Genomic DNA, 20,008 nt, shown 5'->3' with positions numbered 1-20,008 from the left:
TTCGTTCACCAGCGGCAGAAAAAACGTACAAAACGCATCGGCTTGCCCGCGCCATGCGCACGTTCGCTGCAGATCTGACGCATAGCAGCAGATCGTTTGCGCGGGCAGCGACCGCACCGCGCATCCGTGGGGCGACGCAACGAGCCGATAAGGCCAACCTTTTCGGGGATGCATGGAACAGGACCACGCGCCGTCGAGATGGCTGCCATCGATTGCAAACGTGGGCGCACGCTCCATGTACGGGAATGGAGCGGTTTCGGGGCGGTATGCAGCCTTTGGCTTTGTATTGCCCTGCATCCACCTTCCGGGAATCGGGACGCTGGCGCGGCGGTTTGCGCAGATGTTCGAATCGTTTCCGTCTTGCCATCCGCGCCGCGCGAAGGGGCTGCGCGATGCGCGACATGCAGACCCGCCGCGTTTCAATCAGTCGTTGGCGGCCGATAAACTGCGGCCGCGTTCGGTCGCTGCGGCAATGGCCTGGGCGGTGAGGGCCTCAAAGCCGCCGGCCTGGAACGTCTCGATGGCGGCATGGGTCGTGCCGTTGGGCGAGGTCACGCGGCGACGCAGGACCTCCGGTGCTTCGCCCGATTCGGTGAGCATGCGTGCGGCGCCGAGCAGCGTTTGCAGCACCAACGTACGCGCGGCTGCGGCGGGCAGGCCCTGCGCTTGCGCGGCAGCTTCCATCGCTTCGGCCAAGAGAAAGACATAGGCCGGTCCGCTGCCGGAGACGGCGGTCACCGCATCCATCTGCGCTTCGTCGTCGATCCAGACGGTGACGCCGGCGCTGTCCAGTAGCTGGGTCGCCTGTTGGCGTTGCGCTGCGGACACGCGCGCGTTGGCGTACAGCCCGGTGACACCGGCGCCGAGCAGGGCGGGTGTGTTGGGCATGGCACGAACCACGGCGATATCTCCGCCAGACCAGCGCTGCAGCTGCGTGGCGGTGATGCCGGCAGCGATGGAAACCAGTAGCGGTTGTTGGGCCTGCGCGAGATCGGCCAGTTGCGCGCACACCATTGGCAGGACCTGAGGCTTGACCGCCAAGACCCAGGTCGTCGTCGCGTCGACAGCGGCGCGCGCATCCTCGACCACCTGCACGCCGAAGTCGCGCGCCAAGGCTGCGCGCAGATCGGCCACCGGCTCGGCTACGCGGATGCTGGCAGCCGGCGTACCCTGCCGGATCAGCCCGGCGATCAAGCTACGCGCCATGTTGCCGCCGCCGACGAAGGCGATGGACGTCGTAGCGGAAGACGAGGGCGAGGACGAAGCCGGTGTGTTCATTGCAGCACCTTGGTAAGACGAGTCGATGTGGGAGGCGATGCGATCAGGCAGCGGCGTCCGGCGCTTGACCGCGCGCGCCGAACAACGCCGTGCCCACCCGCACCATGGTGGCGCCGGCCGCGATCGCTTCGGCGAAATCCGAGCTCATGCCCATCGACAAGGTGTCCACCTGCCGATGACGGGCTTGCAGCTGCCGGAACAGTGCCTGCATGCGCGAAAACGCAGCCTGGCGTCGTGCCTGATCCGGGAACGGGGCAGGGATCGCCATGAGTCCGCGTAGCTGCAAGCGTGGTTGCAGGGCGATCGCTTCGGCCAGGCTGTCGATCGCGTCGGGCGCGCATCCATGCTTGCTGTCCTCGTCGTCGATGTTGACCTGGATCAATACATTCAACGGTGCGCGGTCGTCCGGGCGGTGACGCGCCAGCAGCGGAATCAATTTGGCGCGGTCCACCGTCTGCACCCAATCGAAGCACTGGCTCGCCAGTTCGGCCTTGTTGGATTGCAGGTGGCCGATCAAATGCCATTCCAGGTCCAACGCACGCAACTGGGCGATCTTGGCGTCGGCTTCCTGCACGTAGTTTTCGCCAAAGGCGCGCTGGCCCTGCGCGGCCAGGGCGGCAACGGCGTCGGCCGGCTTGGTCTTGGAGACCGCCAGCAGCCGCACGTCGGCACGCGCGTGTGCGGCCGCTGCGGCGTGGATGGCATCGAGAATCTGCTGCAGCGACGAAGCCGGCACGTGGCATTCCGGAGAAGGCGGGAGCGCTATAGTGCCGCCCGCAGACGCTTCCATCCAGTTGGGGGCTGCCGGACGCCTGCATCGATGCGCCGGTGCTGCGCACATTTAAGAGGAGTGTCTGGAAGCAAGGTGGGCGACCGTCCCCAAGTCCGACCAAGGCCCGGGGCGACGGACTGGCAGTGCGGCCCGCTACGCTCGGGCAAGCGCTGCGCTCGCCAGCAAGCCCTTGATGCCACCGCGCACCAGCCGTTCGGCCTTGGGCCGTTCCGCAGCCGGGCGCAGGCAACGGTTTCAGCCCGGCGCGTCGCGCCCGACCTGAACCGGCGACAGGCCGCTTCCCGCCGGCAGCCAGAACGCTATACTGCCGTCCGGGGAGTACCTTCCAATCGCAGCCTAGGGGAAAAGCAGCGCATGGATATCGCTGAACTATTGGCGTTTTCTGTCAAGAACAAGGCATCGGACCTGCACCTGTCTGCAGGGCTGCCGCCGATGATCCGTGTCGATGGCGATGTCCGCCGCATCAATATTCCGGCGTTGGACCACAAACAGGTGCACGCGCTGGTGTACGACATCATGTCGGACAAGCAGCGGCGCGATTACGAGGAATTCCTCGAAGTCGACCTTTTCGTTCGAAATTCCGTCGCTGGCGCGTTTTCGCGTCAATGCGTTCAACCAGAACCGCGGCGCCGGTGCGGTGTTCCGTACCATTCCGTCCGAAGTGCTGACGCTGGAAGACCTTGGCTGCCCGCCGATCTTCCGTCAGCTGATCGATCAGCCGCAGGGCCTGATCCTGGTGACCGGCCCGACCGGCTCGGGCAAGTCGACCACGCTGGCCGGCATGATCGACTACATCAACAAGAATGAGTACGGGCACATCCTCACCGTCGAGGACCCGATCGAATTCGTCCACACCTCGCAGAAGTGCCTGATCAACCAGCGCGAGGTGCACCGCGACACGCACGGCTTCAACGAAGCGCTGCGCTCGGCACTGCGCGAAGACCCGGACATCATCCTGGTCGGCGAATTGCGCGACCTGGAAACCATTCGCCTGGCGCTCACCGCTGCGGAAACCGGTCACTTGGTGTTCGGCACCCTGCACACCAGCTCGGCCGCCAAGACCATCGACCGCATCATCGACGTGTTCCCGGCCGGCGAAAAGCCGATGGTGCGCTCGATGCTGTCCGAATCGCTGCGCGCTGTGATTTCGCAGGCGCTGCTGAAGAAGGTCGGCGGCGGCCGTACCGCAGCATGGGAAATCATGGTCGGCACCCCGGCCATCCGCAACCTGATCCGCGAGGACAAGGTGGCGCAGATGTATTCCTCGATCCAGACCGGCCAGCAATACGGCATGCAGACGCTGGACCAGCATCTGCAGGACCTGGTCAAGCGCAGCCTGATCACGCGCAACCAGGCTCGCGAGTACGCCAAGGACAAGCGGATATTCGAGTGATACGGGAATAGCGAATCGGGAATGGGGAATCGCAAAGGCGCGTTCCCGTCACCGAGTCCGTTGCCCGGCTTCTCCAATTCCCGTTTCTCGATTCCCCATTCCCGGCTCCGAGGGAGCACCCCATGAGCACCATCGACTTCACCTCCTTCCTCAAGCTGATGGCGCATCAGAAGGCGTCGGACCTGTTCATCACCTCGGGGATGCCGCCGGCGATCAAGGTGCACGGCAAGATCAGCCCGATTACCCAGACCCCGCTGACCGCGCAGCAGAGTCGCGATCTGGTGTTGAACGTGATGACGCCGTCGCAGCGCGAGGAATTCGAAAAGACCCACGAGTGCAATTTCGCCATCGGCGTGTCCGGGGTCGGGCGTTTTCGTGTCAGCTGCTTCTACCAGCGTAATCAGGTGGGCATGGTGCTGCGCCGGATCGAAACGCGCATCCCCACCGTGGACGAGCTGAGCCTGCCGCCGGTGATCAAGACGCTGTCGATGACCAAGCGCGGCATCATCATCTTCGTCGGCGCCACCGGGACCGGTAAGTCGACCTCGCTGGCGGCGATGATCGGCTACCGCAACCAGAACTCGACCGGGCACATCATCACCATCGAGGACCCGATCGAATTCGTGCACAAGCACGAGGGTTGCATCATCACCCAGCGCGAGGTCGGCATCGACACCGACAGCTGGGAGAACGCGTTGAAGAACACCCTGCGCCAGGCGCCGGACGTGATCATGATCGGCGAGGTGCGCACCCGCGAAGGCATGGACCATGCGATCGCATTCGCCGAAACCGGCCATCTGGTGCTGTGCACGCTGCACGCCAACAACGCCAACCAGGCGATGGACCGCATCATCAACTTCTTCCCCGAAGATCGCCGCAACCAGCTGTTGATGGACCTGTCGCTCAACCTCAAGGGCGTGGTCGCGCAGCAGCTGATTCCGACCCCGGACGGGCGCAGCCGTCGCGTGGCGATGGAAATCATGTTGGGCACGCCGCTGGTGCAGGACTACATACGCGACGGCGAGATCCACAAGCTCAAGGAGATCATGAAGGAGTCCACCAACCTGGGCATGCGCACCTTCGACCAGAGCCTGTTCGAGCTCTACCAGGCCGGCGAAATCAGTTACGAAGACGCGTTGCGCTACGCCGACTCGCAGAACGAGGTCCGCCTGCGCATCAAGCTCTCGCAGGGCGGCGATGCCAAGACCTTGTCGCAGGGCCTGGACGGCGTGGAAATTTCCGAAGTGCGCTGAGTCGCGCGCGGTCGCGCCGGTGACTCAGTTGCCCGCTCCCCTCCAAGGGTGAGCGGGCGCCCCGTCCTCATCGTGCCGTGCCAGTGTTTTCAACCTGTATATTCCTTTCGGCTGACGCTGCGTGCGCCATCTGCCTGACTGGGGGACAGTGCCTCCACTTGATGGGGAGCATCGTCGCGGACGCCATGCAGACTGACATGTGCGCCGGGGGCATCGGTGCGGAATACTGCTTCCTTGATGCCTTTCAGGGTGGAGTCTTCGACCGTGACGTGTGAATCGATGTCGGTGTGTCCGCCGTTGGTGCGGAACACCTTGCCGGCTCCGTTCACGCTGACGTTACGCAACAGCACATCTGCCGCCTGGTTGTCCTGGATCACCTTGTCGGAGGCATTGTCGAAGGAACTGTCGAGGATTTCGATCTTTGGACGCGCCGGCAGGCCGCTGGCAGGCGTTCCGGCAATGCGCGAGTCATGTTCCCGGTTGCCAGGGCCGTCGATGGTCATCGCATCCTCGCTGACGTTCAGGTTGTGGACGTTCTTCAGCGTGGCGTCGCCGAGCAGATGGATGCCGTCGCCGCCCCCGCTCATCCGCACGTTTTGGAGGGTGCCGCCTTGTTCGACGACGAACATCGGTTGCTGGTGCTCGGACTGCGAACCATCGCCGATGCCGGACCCGCCGACGTAGAGATTGTTGTGTCCGTCGAACACCTCGCCCTTGTGAACCACGATCGGACTGTTGACGTTGATCGTGCGACCGCTCCCCACGGGGCCGCTGCCGGTGACGGTCGAGTGAGCGGATTTGTCGGAATGGTCGGACGTCTCGGGCGTGGTGGCGAGGAAGTTGTCACCGCCGCGTCCGTTCCTGCGACCGCCATGCTCGTTGCCCTCCCCTTGGCCATTGGACGTCCCATGGGAAGGCGAAGGGTTCCAATCGTATTGCGACGTGTTTTGAGGTTGGAATTGGGTCTGTATCAACCGCTGTAGCAATTCCGACATCAGCATAATGATCGTGTCGGAAAATGCGGGCTGCTTCGTCTGAAGCGTGTGGTTGAGGAGTGGGTTAGCACTGATATAGGGGTTGATTGAGGAAATCATCTGAGGCTCTCCCATCGTGGTCGGCTATTCGACGATCATCGTGCGTGCTGATTGTGCTGATCGATGCCAAGCCGAAGTGCGGTTGCGTGTAGCGAAACGAGCGCGTCTGGCGCGGTATGTCCGCCCCAGTGCGCAGTGTGTTGGCCAAAGACATCCAGGGCGATGGCGCTTGCGGCCCTGGTGCCTCGCTGGGCCTGACGGCATTTGCCAAGAGCGGGCCGATGATCGGCGGCGATGCCGGGATGGGGTTGCTGTGCCGCACGAATGAGCTTCGACGCGATGCTCATGCTGGTCGCCTTCTTCGTGCTGACCCCGGACAAGGTGCTGTATTCGGCCATTGGCGCCTTGATGCTGAGTCTGGTGCTGATGTTCAATCACCGCCCGCACCGGTATATGGGCGTGTGATGCGTGCCGAAGATCGCTCGCATGGCGCGTCCGGGAGCGGCCAACCATCGTCGCGTGTAGCTGTCAGCGGGCGCGGCTGGCGCGCCCAGAACCGCAGCGTGCCAGCGATGCATGCCGCTTTCCGTGCGCCGCAAGGCGCGCCTGGCGTTGGCACCGTCGTTTGTCAGCAGTTCTAGGTGTTTTCGCGTGCCGGGCAGTTGGTAGGCAACTGCAGCCGTTGCATCAAGCCGCGCGCATCGAACGGCGCATGCACCTTCATGTCGTTGTCGAAATAACAGTACACATCGCGCATTGCGCGTTTGCGGGCGCGTGCGCCGACGCGGGCTGCATCGTCCGGTTCGGCTCCGCCGGCCCACGCGGCGATGCGTGCTGCCCAGCGATCCAGTGCGGTGTCGCTGTAGCCGCTGGCGTACAACTGCGCATCGCCATGCAGACGCACATAGACGAAATCTGCGCTGACGTCCTCCAGATACGGGAATTTCCCTGCGGTGTCGGCGACCACCACCGCGACATTGTGACGCCGCAGCAGCCGCATGCAGGCCGGATCGCAGAAGCTGTCGTGACGCACTTCCAATGCGTGACGGATCGGTCGCCGGCGATCGATCGCCAGCGCGCTGCGGCCCTGCATCAGCGCGGTGTCGCGTTTGCGCGCCCTCGCCAACGCGGCCTCGCTATCGCGCGGCAGGCTGCCGAGAAATGCGTCCAGCAGCTCGGCATCGAACTGTAGGGTCGGCGGTAGCTGCCACAGGATCGGACCCAGTTTGGCGCCCAGCCGCAACACCCCGGAAGCGAAGAAGTTGGCCAGCGCCTGCTCGCAATCGCGCAAGCGCTTCATATGGGTGATGAAGCGAGGACCCTTGACCGAAAAGACGAAATCCTCAGGCGTTTCGTCATGCCAGCGCTGGAAGCTTTCCGGGCGCTGCAGCGAATAGAAGGAGCCATTGATTTCCACGCTGGGAAAGCAGCCCGCGGCGTATTCGAGCTCGCGCCGTTGGGCCAGGCCGGCCGGGTAAAACGTGCCGCGCCAGCGTGCGTAACGCCAGCCGGAAATGCCGATGCAAATAGCCATAACCCCGAGCATTTCGCGTACGGCGTGCAAGAGGTGTCTAGCCGCGCTGGACCGTGCGCGCCTTTGCCGGCTTCTGCGCCTGCAACCAGGGCGGCGCCAGTGCCCGGATCTGCGCAAACACCGGGCACTGGGCATGATGCGCGCCGGGCAGATAGCCCAGGCTCATCAGGAACTCGCCGGTGATTTCGCCGCCAGTGAAACGAAAGGTTTTCTTGAACAGCTTGACCCAGGCCGGTTTGTCGAGCGGGTGGTGGGCGTCCAGCCATTGCGCGAAGCCGCCATGCGTGGCGCGCAGCGTCCGGATGACGTGCGCGTTGTGGATTGCCGCCAGCACCTTGAGGCGATTGCGGATGATGCCGGCATCGCCCATCAACCTGCTGATGTCCTGGTCGCCATACGCAGCAACGGTGTCCACGTCGAAGCCGTCGTAAGCCTGCTGGAAATTGACGCGCTTGCGCAGGATGGTTTCCCAGCTCAGTCCGGCCTGGTTGATCTCCAGGACCAGCCGCTCGAACAACTCGCGTTCGTGGCGCTGCGGAAAGCCGTACTCGTGATCGTGGTAGTGGCCATGGACCGGATGGCCTGGGGCGATGCTGCAATAACCGCTCATGTGGATGCCTGTGGTTGTGGGGCGAGGCTTGCCAGTCGCGCGCCAGTCGCTGCCACGGCGGGCGAGCAGCAGTTGGCGCAGAGGCCGGGATGCCGTTTTCGCGGCTGCACCGCTTCGGCGGCGCTGCAAGTCGCACGCGTCGCGATCAAGCTGAACGTGTCGGTCAGGCGCCGCAGATGGGCCACCGCGAAGGCAGCCGCATCGGCGGCATCGCGCAGTCCCGGCGCCGGCAAGGCCCAGTATGGCAGCGGCTCTGCGCGCGGCGAAGCGAACGGCTAGAATGCGGCCATGTCTGTTTTGCCCACGCCTCTGGCCAACCAACTGCTGATTGCGCTTCCGGCGCTGTCCGACCCCACCTTTTCGCGCAGCGTCGCGCTGATCTGCCAGCACGATGAGAACGGCGCCATGGGCGTGCTGGTCAACCGGCCCTCCGAATACACGCTGGGCGAGGTCCTGTCGCAGATGGGCATCGACACCGTCGACGAGCACCTGCGCGAGCAGATCGTGCTCAGCGGCGGGCCGGTGCACCCGGAGCGCGGTTTCGTCATCCACGACGATGCGCGCGACTGGGATTCCAGCCTGGAAGTGGGGCAGGGTGTCTACCTGACCACCTCGCGCGACATTCTCGAAGCGATGGCGGCCGGCGAAGGGCCGCGCAATGCGCTGGTGGCGCTGGGCTGTGCCGGCTGGGGCGCGGGGCAGTTGGAATTCGAACTGGGCGAGAACAGCTGGCTGACCGCGCCGTCGGATGCCAATGTGCTGTTCGCCACCGCGCTGGAAGATCGCTGGCAGACCGCTGCCGGGCGTATTGGCGTGGATCTGTTCCGGCTGACGGATTATTCCGGGCATGCCTGAGGCGGGCGCGATCCGCCCCGATGGCACGGTGCTGGGCTTCGATGTGGGGTCGCGCCGGATCGGTGTGGCGGTCGGAAGCGCGCTTGGCGCCGGCGCGCGCGCGGTGGCCGTTATCAATGTGCATGCCAACGGCCCGGACTGGGTCGCGCTGGATCGCGTGCACAAGCAATGGCGCCCCGACGGCCTGGTGGTCGGTGACCCGCTGACCCTGGACGACAAGGACCAGCCCGCACGCAAGCGCGCGCATGCCTTCGCCCGCCAATTGCGCGAGCGCTATGCGCTGCCGGTGGTGCTGATCGACGAGCGCTCCAGTTCGGTCGAAGCCGCGCAGCGCTTCGCGCGCGAGCGTGCCGATGGGCGCAAGCGCCGCCGCGATGCCGAAGCGCTCGATGCGATGGCCGCCGCAGTGATCGTCGAACGCTGGTTGGCCGCACCCGACCAAGCCACCCTTCTTCCTTGACTCCCGACCTGCGATGACCACCATGCAACTCGATTCGGACGGACGCTTGCGCCACCTGCTCACCCTGGAAGGACTTCCGCGCACCACGCTGCTGCAATTGCTCGACCGCGCCGGCCAGATCCGCGATGCAGCGGTCGGGCGCGTGGGCAAGCGCAGCGTGCTGGCGGGCACTGCAGTGTGCACGCTGTTCTTCGAGCCCTCCACGCGCACGCGCAGCTCCTTCCATCTGGCGGCGCAGCGGCTGGGCGCGGACGTGCTCAATTTCGATGCATCCACCTCATCCACCCGCAAGGGCGAAACCGCGCGCGATACTTTGAAGAATCTCGAAGCGATGGGCGTGCGCGGCTTCGTGGTGCGTCACCCCGACGACGGCGCGGTGGAAGCGCTGGCGGCTGCCGCGGGCGAGGGCACCGCGTTGATCAATGCCGGCGACGGACGTAGCGCGCATCCCACCCAGGGCTTGCTCGACATGCTCACCCTGCGCCAGGCCAAGGGCACCGATTTTTCCAAGCTCAAGGTCGTTATCGTCGGCGACGTGAAGCACTCGCGCGTGGCGCGCTCGGACCTGCATGCCTTGCGCACGTTGGGCGCTGGCGAAATCCGCGTCTGCGGCCCGGTTAGCCTGCTGCCTGACGACGGCATGCTGGAGGGCTGCGTGGTCGGTCAGGATTTCGATGCCATGCTCGAAGGCGCCGACGCGCTGATGATGCTGCGCCTGCAGCGCGAGCGCATGGAAGAAGGCCTGGTGCCCTCGCTGGAGCAGTACCACACCGAATATGGTCTGACCTGCGAGCGCCTGGCGCGTGCCGGTCGTGACGCCGCGGTGCTGCACCCGGGCCCGATCAACCGCGGCGTGGAAATCACCGATGAAGTGGCCGACGGCGCGCAATCCTGCGTGCTACGGCAGGTCGCCAACGGCGTCGCCGTGCGCATGGCCGTGCTGGAAACCCTGCTCGGCTGAGCGTGGCTGCGCCTCGTTTCGTTAGCGGCCCAGGAGCGGCAACGCGACCGCGCAACCAACGCGCGCGGTCGTGTCTGATGTGTGATTGTCGATTGCGAAGGGGCGGTCGCTTTTGCCGAACGTACACCGTGGTCCGTCGCGCGGTGGCGTTCGACGCGCAACTGCATGAGAGCAGACAAACAGTCGCTTGCTGCCTGACGTGCCCGGCGATCTGCGCTTGCGATTCCCGATTCCGAGCACCACCAGCTAACACCCACTCACCTATCGTGAGCGCTCCTTTCAGCGCAGGAGATCGCAATGGGTATTTCACGTCACGCTACCGCTCACTGGGAAGGCGACCTCAAGACCGGCAAGGGCCAGCTCAGCACGCCGCAGAGCGGCCTGATGGACAACACCCGTTATGCCTTCAGCAGCCGCTTCGGCGACGAGAAGGGCACCAATCCGGAAGAACTCATCGCCGCCGCGCATGCCGGCTGTTTCACCATGGCGTTGTCTGCACAGTTGACCGAAGCCGGTTTTCCGCCGGCCTCGCTGGACACGCGCGCCGATGTGGATCTGTCGATGGAAGGCGGCCCGCAGTTGTCGCAGATTCGCCTCAAGCTCAAGGCTGTGGTGCCGGGCATCGATGAGGCCAAGTTCCGCGAGCTGGCAGACACCGCCAAGAAGAATTGCCCGGTGTCCAAGGCACTGAGCGCCGTGCCGATCAGCCTGGAAACCGAGTTTTCCAGCTAATGCCAATACCGCTGCGACGCGTCGGCGCAAACGCCCGGCGCGCGCAGCTGGCGGCAACCTGAATAGGGCTTTTTGCGGCTGGTTTGGTTCAGTGCGGTTTCACTGGCGCAGGCCGAGCATCGGCAGCGTGTCCTCCCTATGAAGCTGCCGCAATGAAAACTCTCGTGCTTGGTGCTCTGGTGATGGGTCTGGTCGTGGCGGGCAATGCCACGGCGCAGCGCTATGACAGCGGCTACCGCGATTACGGCCGCAGCGGCTATGAGGATGGCCGTTACGAATATGCGCGCGTCGTGCGCGTGGATCCGATCATCGTTGCCGACTCGTACAACGAACGCACCAGCGAACGTTGCTACGATCGTCCCGCCGACGGTTACTACACCAGTAATGACGGGTACTACCGCGATGGCGGCTACGCCCAGGCCGGTGTGTCCGATCGCGGCGTGGCCAGTGTCATTGGTGGCATCGCGGGCGCCGTGCTCGGCAGCCAGGTCGGCGGCGGCAATGGTCGTCTGGTCGGTACCGCCGTTGGCACCATGGCAGGCGTAGCGGCGGGCCGTTCGATCTACGAGGCCAATCACCGCACGTACCAGGGCAACGTGAGGGTCTGCGAGCCGGTGTCCTACCGCCGCGAACGCGACCGCGTGGATGGCTACGACGTTACCTACGAATACGCTGGCCGTACATACCACACGCGTAGCGATTACAACCCGGGCGACCGTATCCGCGTGCGCGTCGACGTGCGCCCTGACTGATCAGTGCCGGATGGATGCGGTGCCGCTGGTTGCGGCATCGTGCTGAAAAGAACGCTGCGGGCAACCGCAGCGTTCTTGCGTTTTGCGGAGCGATTGCGGCTGCAATGGCGCGTCAACAAGGCTTGGGCGTTGATCGATGCGATGCACCTTGCTGTTTCACACAGGCGCTGATGCGCGGTGCACGGGCCGTGATCAGAAATTGGCTGCAGCTGCAGGCCACTTCGTTGCGTGGGATCCTGCACAGCAGCGTTGCTACCGCCCTAGAACGTGTGATGCACGTTGAGATGAGATGCGTTGGCCGCCAGCGGAGCGGGTGCTGCGTGGCGCCGGCTTGGCTGGCGCCAAGGCAGGCCGCGCGGCGCGCGCTCCGTGCCGCTGACGGCCAACCCTCCGGGAAGCGCCCTGTGGCGCGCCGACTAAGCCCAGTCCAGCGTGCCGCGAATCACCGTCTGCACCTGGCCACCCGACCACACGTCGCCGTCGGCATCGATGTGCAGTTCCAGCAAGGCATCGAAGCCGATTTCGCGGCCCTGGCTGACCACATAGCGACGGTCGGTGCCGGGCAATGCGTCACGGCTGTCCAGCCATGCGGCGAGGACCGCATTGGCCGCGCCGGACGCCGCATCTTCGAAGCGCCGGCCATTGCCGACGAAGGCACGTACTGCCAGATCGTAGGCGCCCGGTGCGCCGGCGCGTGCATACGCAAACACGCCCATGCTGCCGGTAGATTCTGCCAACCCGGCGATCGCGTCCCAGTCCGGCTGCAGGCCGCGCAGCGCGGCTTCGCTGTCCAGTTCCACCACCCACCACGTGCGGCCGCCGTCCATCAGCGCAGGCGGTAGCGTCCCCAGCGGCCAGCCCCGCAAGGCATCGCGCAGGCGCGGATCGTCGGCGCCCACCTGCTCGGCCACGCGTGCGCGTGGCGTGCGGATCGCGATGCTGCGGTGGCCGTCGCGCTGCTCAACGCGCAGCGGCAACTGACCAGCGATGCCGTCCTGCACCAGGACGCCGTCCTGTGGTGCGGCCAGGCCGGCCTCGAGCACGGCATGTGCAGTGCCCACGCTGGGGTGGCCGGCAAACGGCACCTCTTTTTGCGGCGAAAACATACGCAGCCGGTAGCTGCTGTGCACGTTTTCGACGGGGACGACGAAGGTGGTCTCCGGCAGTTTGGTCCAGCGTGCGATGGCCTGCATCGCCGCATCGTCCAGACCTTGGGCATCCAGCACCACCGCCAGCGGATTGCCGCTGCCGGGGCGGGCGGAGAACACATCCAATTGCAGGAAACGGCGAGTGGTCATGGGCGTCGATCCGCAGTGAGGGCGCGGCAGCTTACCAATCGATGCGGCCGTCGATCACCTGCAGCGTCGCTCCGCCAATCCAGACTTCGCCTTCCGCGTCCACGTCCACATGGACGCGGCCATCGCGGCCAACCTCGCGGCCCTGACTGGCGACGTAGCGCGACTGCGCCCCGGGCAGGCGGTCTTCGCCATGCAGGCGTGCGGCAATACAGGCATTGGCGCTGCCGGTCACCGGGTCTTCCGGAATGCCATCGCCTGGGCAGAAGGCACGGACGACCAGGTCTGCGTCGTGGTCATGCATGGGCGCATAGATGGCCAGTCCGCAAGCGGCACTGGCCTGAGTCAGGCGCGCAATGGCGGCAAGGTCCGGGGCTGCCTGCCGTACCGCCTGCGCGTCGGCCAATTCCAGCAGCCACCAGTTCGGGCCGTTGTTCCAGAGCGCGGCCGGCTGCGCGCTCGCGCCCAGGCCAGCGCAGGCGGCGCGCAGCGCGTCGGCGTACGTGTCGCCCGTGTCGATGGCGCGTGCGCGCGGCGCGCGCAGCCGCACCAGCAAGGCGCCGTATCGGTCGAACACGTCCACCGGCAGCACGCCGGCTGCGCATTGCTGGCGCAGCCGGCCGTCGGGCTTATAGGCGGTCACGCCGTGGGTCACCGCCGCCCACGCTGCGCCGACGCTGGGGTGGCCGGCAAACGGTAGCTCGGTACGCGGGGTGAAGATGCGGATGTGGTAATCGGCATCGGGCACGCTGACCGGCAGGAAGAAGACCGTCTCGGACAGATTCAGCCACGCGGCAATCTGCTGCATTTGCGCAGACGACAACGTCTCTGCATTGAAGACCACGCCCAGTGGGTTGCCGCTGCCGGCCCGGCCGGCGAAAACATCCAGTTGCAGATAGCGGTGCTTGCTCATCGTGGGGAAATCTCGATCGAAGGAGGGCGCGGCGATGGTTGCAGGGCAAACCGACACGGCAGTGGAGGTGCGACGGCACGCAGTGATCGGACGCGGGGTCATGCGAGCGGCATTGGCAGTAGAATCGGAGGTTCCGCTCGGCATCCCGGGCATCTTCCCCCCATCCTAAACGCCTATCTCAATGTCAGCTCCCCACTCTACCGATCGTTGGATCGTCCTCAAGTTCGGCGGCACTTCGGTGTCGCGTCGTCATCGCTGGGACACGATTGGAAAACTGGCGAGCAAACGGGCGAACGAAACCGGCGGCCGCGTGCTGGTGGTGGTGTCTGCATTGTCGGGCGTGACCAACGAGCTCACCGCCATTGCCGACGGCGCCGCCGATAGCGCGCAGCGCGTGGCGGCACTGGACCAACGCCATCGCGAGTTTCTGGCCGAGCTCGAACTGGACGCCGATGCAGTGCTGGGCGAGCGCCTGGCCGCACTGCACGCATTGCTGGGCGATGCGCGCGCTGCAACGCGCACGCTGGATTGGCAAGCCGAGGTGCTGGGGCAGGGCGAGTTACTGTCGTCCACCATCGGCGCGGCGTATCTGCATGCCAGCGGCCTGGACATGGGGTGGCTGGATGCGCGCCAGTGGCTGTCCGCACTGCCGCCGCAGCCCAATCAGAGCGAATGGTCCAAGCGGCTGTCGGTCTCGTGCCAATGGCAGTCCGATGCCGATTGGCGCACGCGTTTCGCCGCGCAACCGACACGCTTGCTGATCACGCAAGGCTTCATTTCGCGTCATGCCGATGGCGGCACCGCGATTCTGGGCCGTGGCGGTTCGGATACCTCGGCGGCGTACTTCGGCGCGCTGCTCGGCGCCAGCCGGGTGGAAATCTGGACCGACGTGCCTGGCATGTTCAGCGCCAACCCGAAAGAAGTGCCGGATGCGCGGCTGCTGACCCGGCTGGACTATTACGAAGCGCAGGAAATCGCCACCACCGGCGCCAAGGTGCTGCATCCGCGCTCGATCAAGCCGTGCCGCGATTCCGGCGTGCCGATGGCGATTCTGGACACCGAGCGCCCGGATCTGCCGGGTACCAGCATCGACGGCAATGCCGAGCTGGTGCTGGGCGTCAAGGCGATCAGCCGCCGCAATGGCATCGTGCTGGTGTCGATGGAAGGCATCGGCATGTGGCAGCAGGTCGGCTTCCTGGCCGACGTGTTCACGCTGTTCAAGAAGCACGGCCTGTCGGTGGACTTGATCGGTTCGGCCGAGACCAACGTCACCGTGTCGCTGGATCCTTCGGAAAACCTGGTCAACACCGATGTGCTGGCGGCGTTGTCGGCCGATCTTTCGCAGATCTGCAAGGTCAAGATCATCGTTCCTTGCGCGGCCATCACCTTGGTCGGACGCGGCATGCGTTCGCTGCTGCACAAGCTCTCCGACGTGTGGGCCACGTTCGGGCAGGAACGCGTGCACATGATTTCGCAGTCGTCCAACGACTTGAACCTGACCTTCGTCATCGACGAAGCCGATGCCGACGGTTTGCTGCCGATCCTGCACGCGGAACTGATCGACAGCGGTGCGATGCCGGTCAGCGAGGGCGAGGTGTTCGGGCCGCGCTGGCGGCAGATCATCGGCTCGGTACGTCCCCGACCCACGCCGTGGTGGCATGCCGAGCGCGCGCATCTGCTGTCGCTGTCCAGGGCCGGGACGCCGCGTTACGCATACCACCTGCCCACGGTGCGTGAGCGTGCGCATGCGCTGGCGCAGATAGCCGCGGTGGATCAGCGCTATTACGCGATCAAGGCCAATGCGCATCCGGCCATCCTGATGGCGCTGGAGCAGGCCGGCTTCGGGCTGGAATGCGTCTCGCACGGCGAATTGCGCCGCGTATTCCAGGCGCTGCCGGAGCTGTCGCCACGGCGCGTGCTGTTCACGCCGAGCTTTGCGCCCAAGGCCGAATACGAAGCGGCCTTCGCGCTGGGCGTGACGGTGACCGTGGACAACGTCGAGGCGCTGCGCAACTGGCCCGAGGTGTTCCGTGGCCGCAATGTGTGGCTGCGCATCGACCTGGGGCACGGCGACGGCCATCACGAGAAGGTCAACACCGGCGGCAAGGCTTCCAAGTTCGGCCTGTCGTCCACGCGGGTGGATGAATTTGTCGAGGTGGCGCGCACGCTCGAGGTCACCATCACCGGCGTGCATGCGCACCTGGGCAGTGGCGTGGAGACCGGCGAGCACTGGCGGATGATGTACGACGAGTTGGCCGGCTTCGCGCGCCGTATCGGCACGGTGGAGACCATCGACATCGGTGGCGGCCTGCCGATTCCGTACAGCGCCGAAGACGAGCCATTCGATCTGGAGGTGTGGGCCAAGGGCCTGGCCGAGGTCAAGGCCGTGCATCCGGGCTACCGCCTGGCGATCGAGCCGGGCCGCTATCTGGTGGCCGAAGCCGGCGTATTGCTCGCAAGCGTCACCCAGGTGATCGAGAAGGACGGCGTGCACCGCGTGGGCCTGGATGCGGGGATGAATACCCTGATTCGCCCGGCGTTGTACGACGCCGGGCACGACATCGAAAACCTCAGCCAACTCGACGCGCCGGCCGATGGCACGTTCGATATCGTCGGGCCGATCTGCGAATCGTCGGACGTGTTCGGCAAGCGCCGCCGCCTGCCGGCGGCCACCGCACCAGGCGACGTGGTGCTGGTCGCCGATGCCGGCGCCTATGGCTACTCGATGGCCAGCACCTACAACCAGCGCGAATTGCCGCGCGAAGAGGTGATCGATGCGCCCACTGGCTGAGTTCGTCGTACTCAGCACGCTGGCCGGTGGCGTGGCGATGGTGTTCTCCACCGCCATCGACATGGCCGGGCAACGGGTGCCGTGGACCGACAGCCTGCGGTGGGTGCTGCCAGGGTTGATTGCTGCCGGCGTCGGTGCCTGGAGCGCAGCGTTCTGGCAGGCACGGCGCGCCGAGCGCGCGCTGGCGCAGCGTGCCGGTGGCATGGCGCTGCGCACCGTGGTGCTCAGCGCGCTTGGCTATTTGCCCGCATTGCTGCTGTATCTGCTGGTCGCGTTGGCGATCACCGGCGATGCAAAGGTGATTCGCTCGGAAGTGATGCTGCTGTTGTTCGTGATCGGTTGCCTGCCGCTGCTATGGGCGGCGGTGCCGTTTTCCATGATTGAATATCTCCTGTGCCGACGCTATCTGCGTCGTGTACGTGTTTCTGCAGGTAGTCCATGAGCGCTTTCGACAAACATCAGATGTCCACCTTCCGTTTCGTGCGTTGCGCACTCGACGTGCAGACCGGCGTGGCGACGCTGGTGTATGCCTTCGATCAAGGGCCGGAGCTGGTCGAGACCGTTGCGGTGCCGGGCGCACCGTTCGTCCTGGAGGGCGCGCAGGCGACTGCCGTGCAACAGGCGCTGCGGCTGCTGCATCTCATTGCAGGAGTCAGTTATTTCAAAGCTGCGGTGCCGCCGAACATCGCCATCGACAGCTACAGCATCGATGCCGAAACCGCTGCGCTGGTGGAAAGCGTGTACCTGCACGGCCTGGGCGAATTTGCCTATCGCAATGGATTGAATCTGCATGGCAAGATTCATTTTCCGGTCGCCGCGCAAGCGTCTGATGCTGCGCCGGCAGTGGGGTTGCGCGAGCATGCGCTGGTTGCGATCGGTGGCGGTAAGGATTCGCTGGTCAGCATCGAGGCCCTGCGCCAGGCCGGCGTGGCGCAGACCGTCAGCTGGATCGGCGGTTCGCAACTCATCCGTGCCTGTGCAGAACGCACCGGGTTGCCGGTACTCAACATCGGCCGCGTGCTGGCCCCGGAACTGTTCGAACTCAATCGCCAGGGCGCGTGGAACGGGCATATCCCGGTGACCGCGGTGAACTCGGCCATCCTGGTGCTGGCGGCGCTGCTCAATGGGATCGACCAGGTGGTGTTCTCCAACGAACGTTCGGCCAGTTACGGCAGCCAGATTCCCGGCACCGGCGAGGTCAATCACCAGTGGTCCAAGGGCTGGGCGTTCGAACAGGCATTCGGCGATTACGTGCAGCGGCAGGTGGCGGCCGATCTGCGCTACTACTCGTTGCTGCGGCCGCTCTCCGAGTTGGCGGTGGCGCGGCAATTCGCCAAGACAGATCACTACGACGCGCACTTTTCCAGCTGCAACCGCAACTTCCACATCATGGGCGAGCGCCCGGTGCATCGCTGGTGCGGCGTGTGCCCGAAGTGCCATTTCGTGTTCCTGGCGCTGGCGCCGTTCATGCCCAAGACGCGGTTGGTCAACATCTTCGGGCGCAATCTGCTCGACGATGCGACCCAGGCCGGCGGCTACGATGCGCTGCTGGAGTTCCAGGACCACAAGCCGTTCGAATGCGTGGGCGAAGGCCGCGAATCGCGCGCGGCGATGGCCGTGCTGGCCAGCCGCGCGGAGTGGAAGGAGGACGCGTTGGTGAAGCGCTTCATCCGCGACATCCAGCCGCACCTCGACTCGAATGATCTGCAGGTCCAGCCACTCATGGCCATCGATGGCGAGCACCGGATTCCGCCGGCGCTGTGGGAGCGCGTGCGTGCGAATTTCGCAGCTTGAAGGCAAGGCTGTTGCGTTGTGGGGCTGGGGGCGCGAAGGACGTGCGGCGTATCGTGCGCTGCGGGCGCGCCTGCCGACTCAAGCGCTGACGGTGTTCTGCAACGCCGAAGAGGCGCGTGAGATCGGTGCGCTGGCAGATGCGGCCTTGCAGGTGGAAACCGATGCCAGCGCGCAGGCGCTGGGACGATTCGAGATCGTCGTGAAGTCGCCCGGCATCAGCCCGTATCGCGCCGAGGCACTGGCTGCCGCTGCGCAGGGCACGCATTTCATTGGCGGCACCGCGCTGTGGTTTGCCGAACACGCGCAGGCGGACGGCAGCGTGCCTGGCGTCGTCTGCATCACCGGCACCAAGGGCAAGAGCACCACCACTGCGCTGCTGGCGCACGTGCTGCGCGCAGCCGGGCATCGCACCGCCTTGGTCGGAAATATCGGCCAGCCCCTGCTGGAAGTGCTGGCACCGCAGCCGCCGCCGGCGTATTGGGCGGTCGAGTTGTCCAGCTATCAGACCGGTGATGTCGGGCGCAGCGGCGCGCGTCCCCAGCTGGCACTGGTGTTGAATCTGTTTCCCGAGCATCTGGACTGGCATGGCGACGAGGCGCGCTATGTGCGCGACAAGCTGTCGCTGGTGACCGAAGGCCGGCCGCGGATCGCCTTGCTCAACGCTGCCGACCCGCTGCTTGCCGGCTTGCAATTGCCCGATAGCCAGGTGCGTTGGTTCAATCAGCCCGCCGGCTGGCATCTGCGTGGCGAGGTGGTCTATCGCGGCGAACAGGCCATTTTCGATACTGCCGATGTGCCGCTGCCGGGCGAGCACAACCGCCGCAACCTGTGCGCGGTGCTGGCGGCGGTAGAGGCCTTGGGCCTGGATGCAGCGGCACTTGCGCCGGCGGCAGCGAGCTTTCGTCCATTGCCCAACCGCCTGCAGTTGCTCGGCAGCGTGGACGGCATCAGCTACGTCAACGATTCGATCAGCACCACGCCGCATGCCTCGCTGGCTGCACTGGCGTGCTTTGCGCGGCGACGCGTGGCCTTGCTGGTCGGTGGCCATGATCGCGGGCTGGATTGGCACGATTTCGCCCAGCAGATGGCGCAGCAGGCGCCGCTGGAAATCGTGACCATGGGCGCCAATGGCCCACGCATCCATGCATTGCTGGCGCCGCTGGCCGAAGCGGGACACTTCGGCCTGCATGCCGCCAACGATCTCGAACACGCCATGGGACTGGCGCGCAATGCGCTGGGCGAGCAGGGCGGTGTGGTGCTGCTCTCGCCGGGGGCGCCCAGCTTCGGCGCCTACAGCGATTACGTTGCGCGCGGCCGCCACTTCGCACAGCTGGCAGGCTTCGACCCGGCGGCGATCAGCGCGATTGACGGACTGGGTGTGCACTGAAGGCGGCTAACGCACCGGCTGCGCTCATCAGCCGGTGGGCATGGCAGGTGCTCGGAACTGGCATGTGCCGCTCATACACCGCTGTGCCTGCGCGCTGTTCTCCGGCCACCTGATGGCTGCTCGCTGCCTATTGGTCGCCGCGCTAACGCCAGCGCCGCCGCGGTGGCGCGATT

The 20,008-nt window shown here is 65.5% G+C and carries 19 protein-coding genes; 11 read left to right on the top strand and 8 right to left on the bottom strand.

The window, feature by feature from the left end:
• Nucleotides 1-423: 423 nt before the first annotated feature.
• Both proC and AMD14_RS15260 read right to left on the bottom strand, forming a co-directional pair.
• A complete protein-coding gene (gene proC, locus AMD14_RS15265) occupies nucleotides 424-1,278 on the bottom strand; it encodes a pyrroline-5-carboxylate reductase (RefSeq protein WP_011051928.1) in 855 nt (284 codons plus the stop codon).
• 43 nt (nucleotides 1,279-1,321) lie between these two features.
• Entirely contained in the window at nucleotides 1,322-2,014 is a 693-nt protein-coding gene (locus tag AMD14_RS15260) for a YggS family pyridoxal phosphate-dependent enzyme (RefSeq protein WP_003489910.1), read from the bottom strand.
• A 502-nt stretch (nucleotides 2,015-2,516) separates the two neighbouring features.
• On the opposite strand from AMD14_RS15260, the gene AMD14_RS15255 reads away from it, so the two are divergent.
• Both AMD14_RS15255 and AMD14_RS15250 read left to right on the top strand, forming a co-directional pair.
• Entirely contained in the window at nucleotides 2,517-3,464 is a 948-nt protein-coding gene (locus AMD14_RS15255; protein WP_336884681.1) for a type IV pilus twitching motility protein PilT, read from the top strand.
• Between the two features lie 122 nt (nucleotides 3,465-3,586).
• Nucleotides 3,587-4,717, top strand: coding sequence for a PilT/PilU family type 4a pilus ATPase (locus AMD14_RS15250; RefSeq protein WP_003489921.1), 1,131 nt, complete (start codon nucleotides 3,587-3,589; stop codon nucleotides 4,715-4,717).
• Nucleotides 4,718-4,806: 89 nt separating this feature from the next.
• Here AMD14_RS15250 and AMD14_RS15245 read toward each other — a convergent pair whose 3' ends face one another.
• The 4 genes from AMD14_RS15245 to AMD14_RS15235 form a co-directional block, all read right to left on the bottom strand.
• Nucleotides 4,807-5,811: a pectate lyase gene (locus AMD14_RS15245; protein ID WP_005926112.1), complete on the bottom strand. Its 1,005-nt coding sequence runs from the start codon at nucleotides 5,809-5,811 to the stop codon at nucleotides 4,807-4,809.
• Nucleotides 5,812-5,846: 35 nt separating this feature from the next.
• Nucleotides 5,847-6,098 (bottom strand): hypothetical protein, encoded by a 252-nt coding sequence (locus AMD14_RS24890; RefSeq protein WP_162010796.1) that lies wholly within the window; start codon nucleotides 6,096-6,098, stop codon nucleotides 5,847-5,849.
• A gap of 290 nt (nucleotides 6,099-6,388) precedes the next feature.
• Nucleotides 6,389-7,315 carry a DUF72 domain-containing protein gene (locus AMD14_RS15240; protein WP_170913509.1) on the bottom strand — a complete coding sequence of 309 codons (927 nt, stop codon included), beginning with the start codon at nucleotides 7,313-7,315 and terminating at the stop codon, nucleotides 6,389-6,391.
• Nucleotides 7,316-7,322: 7 nt separating this feature from the next.
• On the bottom strand, nucleotides 7,323-7,895 hold the full coding sequence (locus tag AMD14_RS15235) for a DNA-3-methyladenine glycosylase I (RefSeq protein ID WP_011051925.1): 573 nt from the start codon (nucleotides 7,893-7,895) through the stop codon (nucleotides 7,323-7,325).
• Between the two features lie 288 nt (nucleotides 7,896-8,183).
• Between AMD14_RS15235 and AMD14_RS15225 the strand changes: the two genes are divergently transcribed.
• The 5 genes from AMD14_RS15225 (at nucleotide 8,184) to AMD14_RS15205 (ending at nucleotide 11,655) form a co-directional block, all read left to right on the top strand.
• Nucleotides 8,184-8,750: a YqgE/AlgH family protein gene (locus tag AMD14_RS15225; RefSeq protein WP_011051924.1), complete on the top strand. Its 567-nt coding sequence runs from the start codon at nucleotides 8,184-8,186 to the stop codon at nucleotides 8,748-8,750.
• Nucleotides 8,743-9,210, top strand: coding sequence for a Holliday junction resolvase RuvX (gene ruvX / locus AMD14_RS15220; RefSeq protein WP_011051923.1), 468 nt, complete (start codon nucleotides 8,743-8,745; stop codon nucleotides 9,208-9,210). Before AMD14_RS15225 ends, ruvX begins: the two co-directional genes overlap by 8 nt.
• A 13-nt stretch (nucleotides 9,211-9,223) precedes the next feature.
• Nucleotides 9,224-10,171: an aspartate carbamoyltransferase catalytic subunit gene (locus AMD14_RS15215; RefSeq protein WP_011051922.1), complete on the top strand. Its 948-nt coding sequence runs from the start codon at nucleotides 9,224-9,226 to the stop codon at nucleotides 10,169-10,171.
• A gap of 297 nt (nucleotides 10,172-10,468) precedes the next feature.
• The gene (locus AMD14_RS15210) at nucleotides 10,469-10,903 is read left to right on the top strand and encodes an OsmC family protein (RefSeq protein WP_003489936.1); all 435 of its coding nucleotides are present in this window, start codon (nucleotides 10,469-10,471) and stop codon (nucleotides 10,901-10,903) included.
• A 152-nt stretch (nucleotides 10,904-11,055) separates the two neighbouring features.
• Nucleotides 11,056-11,655: a glycine zipper 2TM domain-containing protein gene (locus AMD14_RS15205; protein WP_015472432.1), complete on the top strand. Its 600-nt coding sequence runs from the start codon at nucleotides 11,056-11,058 to the stop codon at nucleotides 11,653-11,655.
• Nucleotides 11,656-12,071: 416 nt separating this feature from the next.
• Here AMD14_RS15205 and AMD14_RS15200 read toward each other — a convergent pair whose 3' ends face one another.
• A complete protein-coding gene (locus AMD14_RS15200) occupies nucleotides 12,072-12,953 on the bottom strand; it encodes a PhzF family phenazine biosynthesis protein (protein WP_011051920.1) in 882 nt (293 codons plus the stop codon).
• Nucleotides 12,954-12,984: 31 nt separating this feature from the next.
• Entirely contained in the window at nucleotides 12,985-13,863 is an 879-nt protein-coding gene (locus AMD14_RS15195) for a PhzF family phenazine biosynthesis protein (RefSeq protein WP_011051919.1), read from the bottom strand.
• A gap of 181 nt (nucleotides 13,864-14,044) precedes the next feature.
• Here AMD14_RS15195 and AMD14_RS15190 point away from each other — a divergent pair, with 181 nt between their 5' ends.
• Genes AMD14_RS15190 through murD form a run of 4 tightly spaced genes read left to right on the top strand, consistent with a single transcriptional unit; the run spans nucleotide 14,045 to nucleotide 19,835 of the window.
• A complete protein-coding gene (locus AMD14_RS15190) occupies nucleotides 14,045-16,654 on the top strand; it encodes a bifunctional aspartate kinase/diaminopimelate decarboxylase (RefSeq protein WP_011051918.1) in 2,610 nt (869 codons plus the stop codon).
• Complete coding sequence (locus tag AMD14_RS15185) at nucleotides 16,638-17,096, top strand: hypothetical protein (RefSeq protein WP_003489947.1); 459 nt, start codon at nucleotides 16,638-16,640, stop codon at nucleotides 17,094-17,096. Before AMD14_RS15190 ends, AMD14_RS15185 begins: the two co-directional genes overlap by 17 nt.
• Complete coding sequence (gene murL, locus AMD14_RS15180; protein ID WP_011051917.1) at nucleotides 17,093-18,448, top strand: UDP-N-acetyl-alpha-D-muramoyl-L-alanyl-L-glutamate epimerase; 1,356 nt, start codon at nucleotides 17,093-17,095, stop codon at nucleotides 18,446-18,448. The genes AMD14_RS15185 and murL overlap by 4 nt, the downstream gene beginning before the upstream one ends.
• The gene (murD, locus tag AMD14_RS15175; protein WP_011051916.1) at nucleotides 18,429-19,835 is read left to right on the top strand and encodes a UDP-N-acetylmuramoyl-L-alanine--D-glutamate ligase; all 1,407 of its coding nucleotides are present in this window, start codon (nucleotides 18,429-18,431) and stop codon (nucleotides 19,833-19,835) included. The genes murL and murD overlap by 20 nt, the downstream gene beginning before the upstream one ends.
• Nucleotides 19,836-20,008 lie beyond the last annotated feature (173 nt).

Source organism: Xanthomonas citri pv. citri (assembly GCF_000961215.1).
In the GTDB taxonomy this organism is placed as follows: domain Bacteria; phylum Pseudomonadota; class Gammaproteobacteria; order Xanthomonadales; family Xanthomonadaceae; genus Xanthomonas; species Xanthomonas cissicola.
Note: the sequence above shows the minus strand (reverse complement) of the source record. Positions and strands in the feature narration are given on the sequence as shown.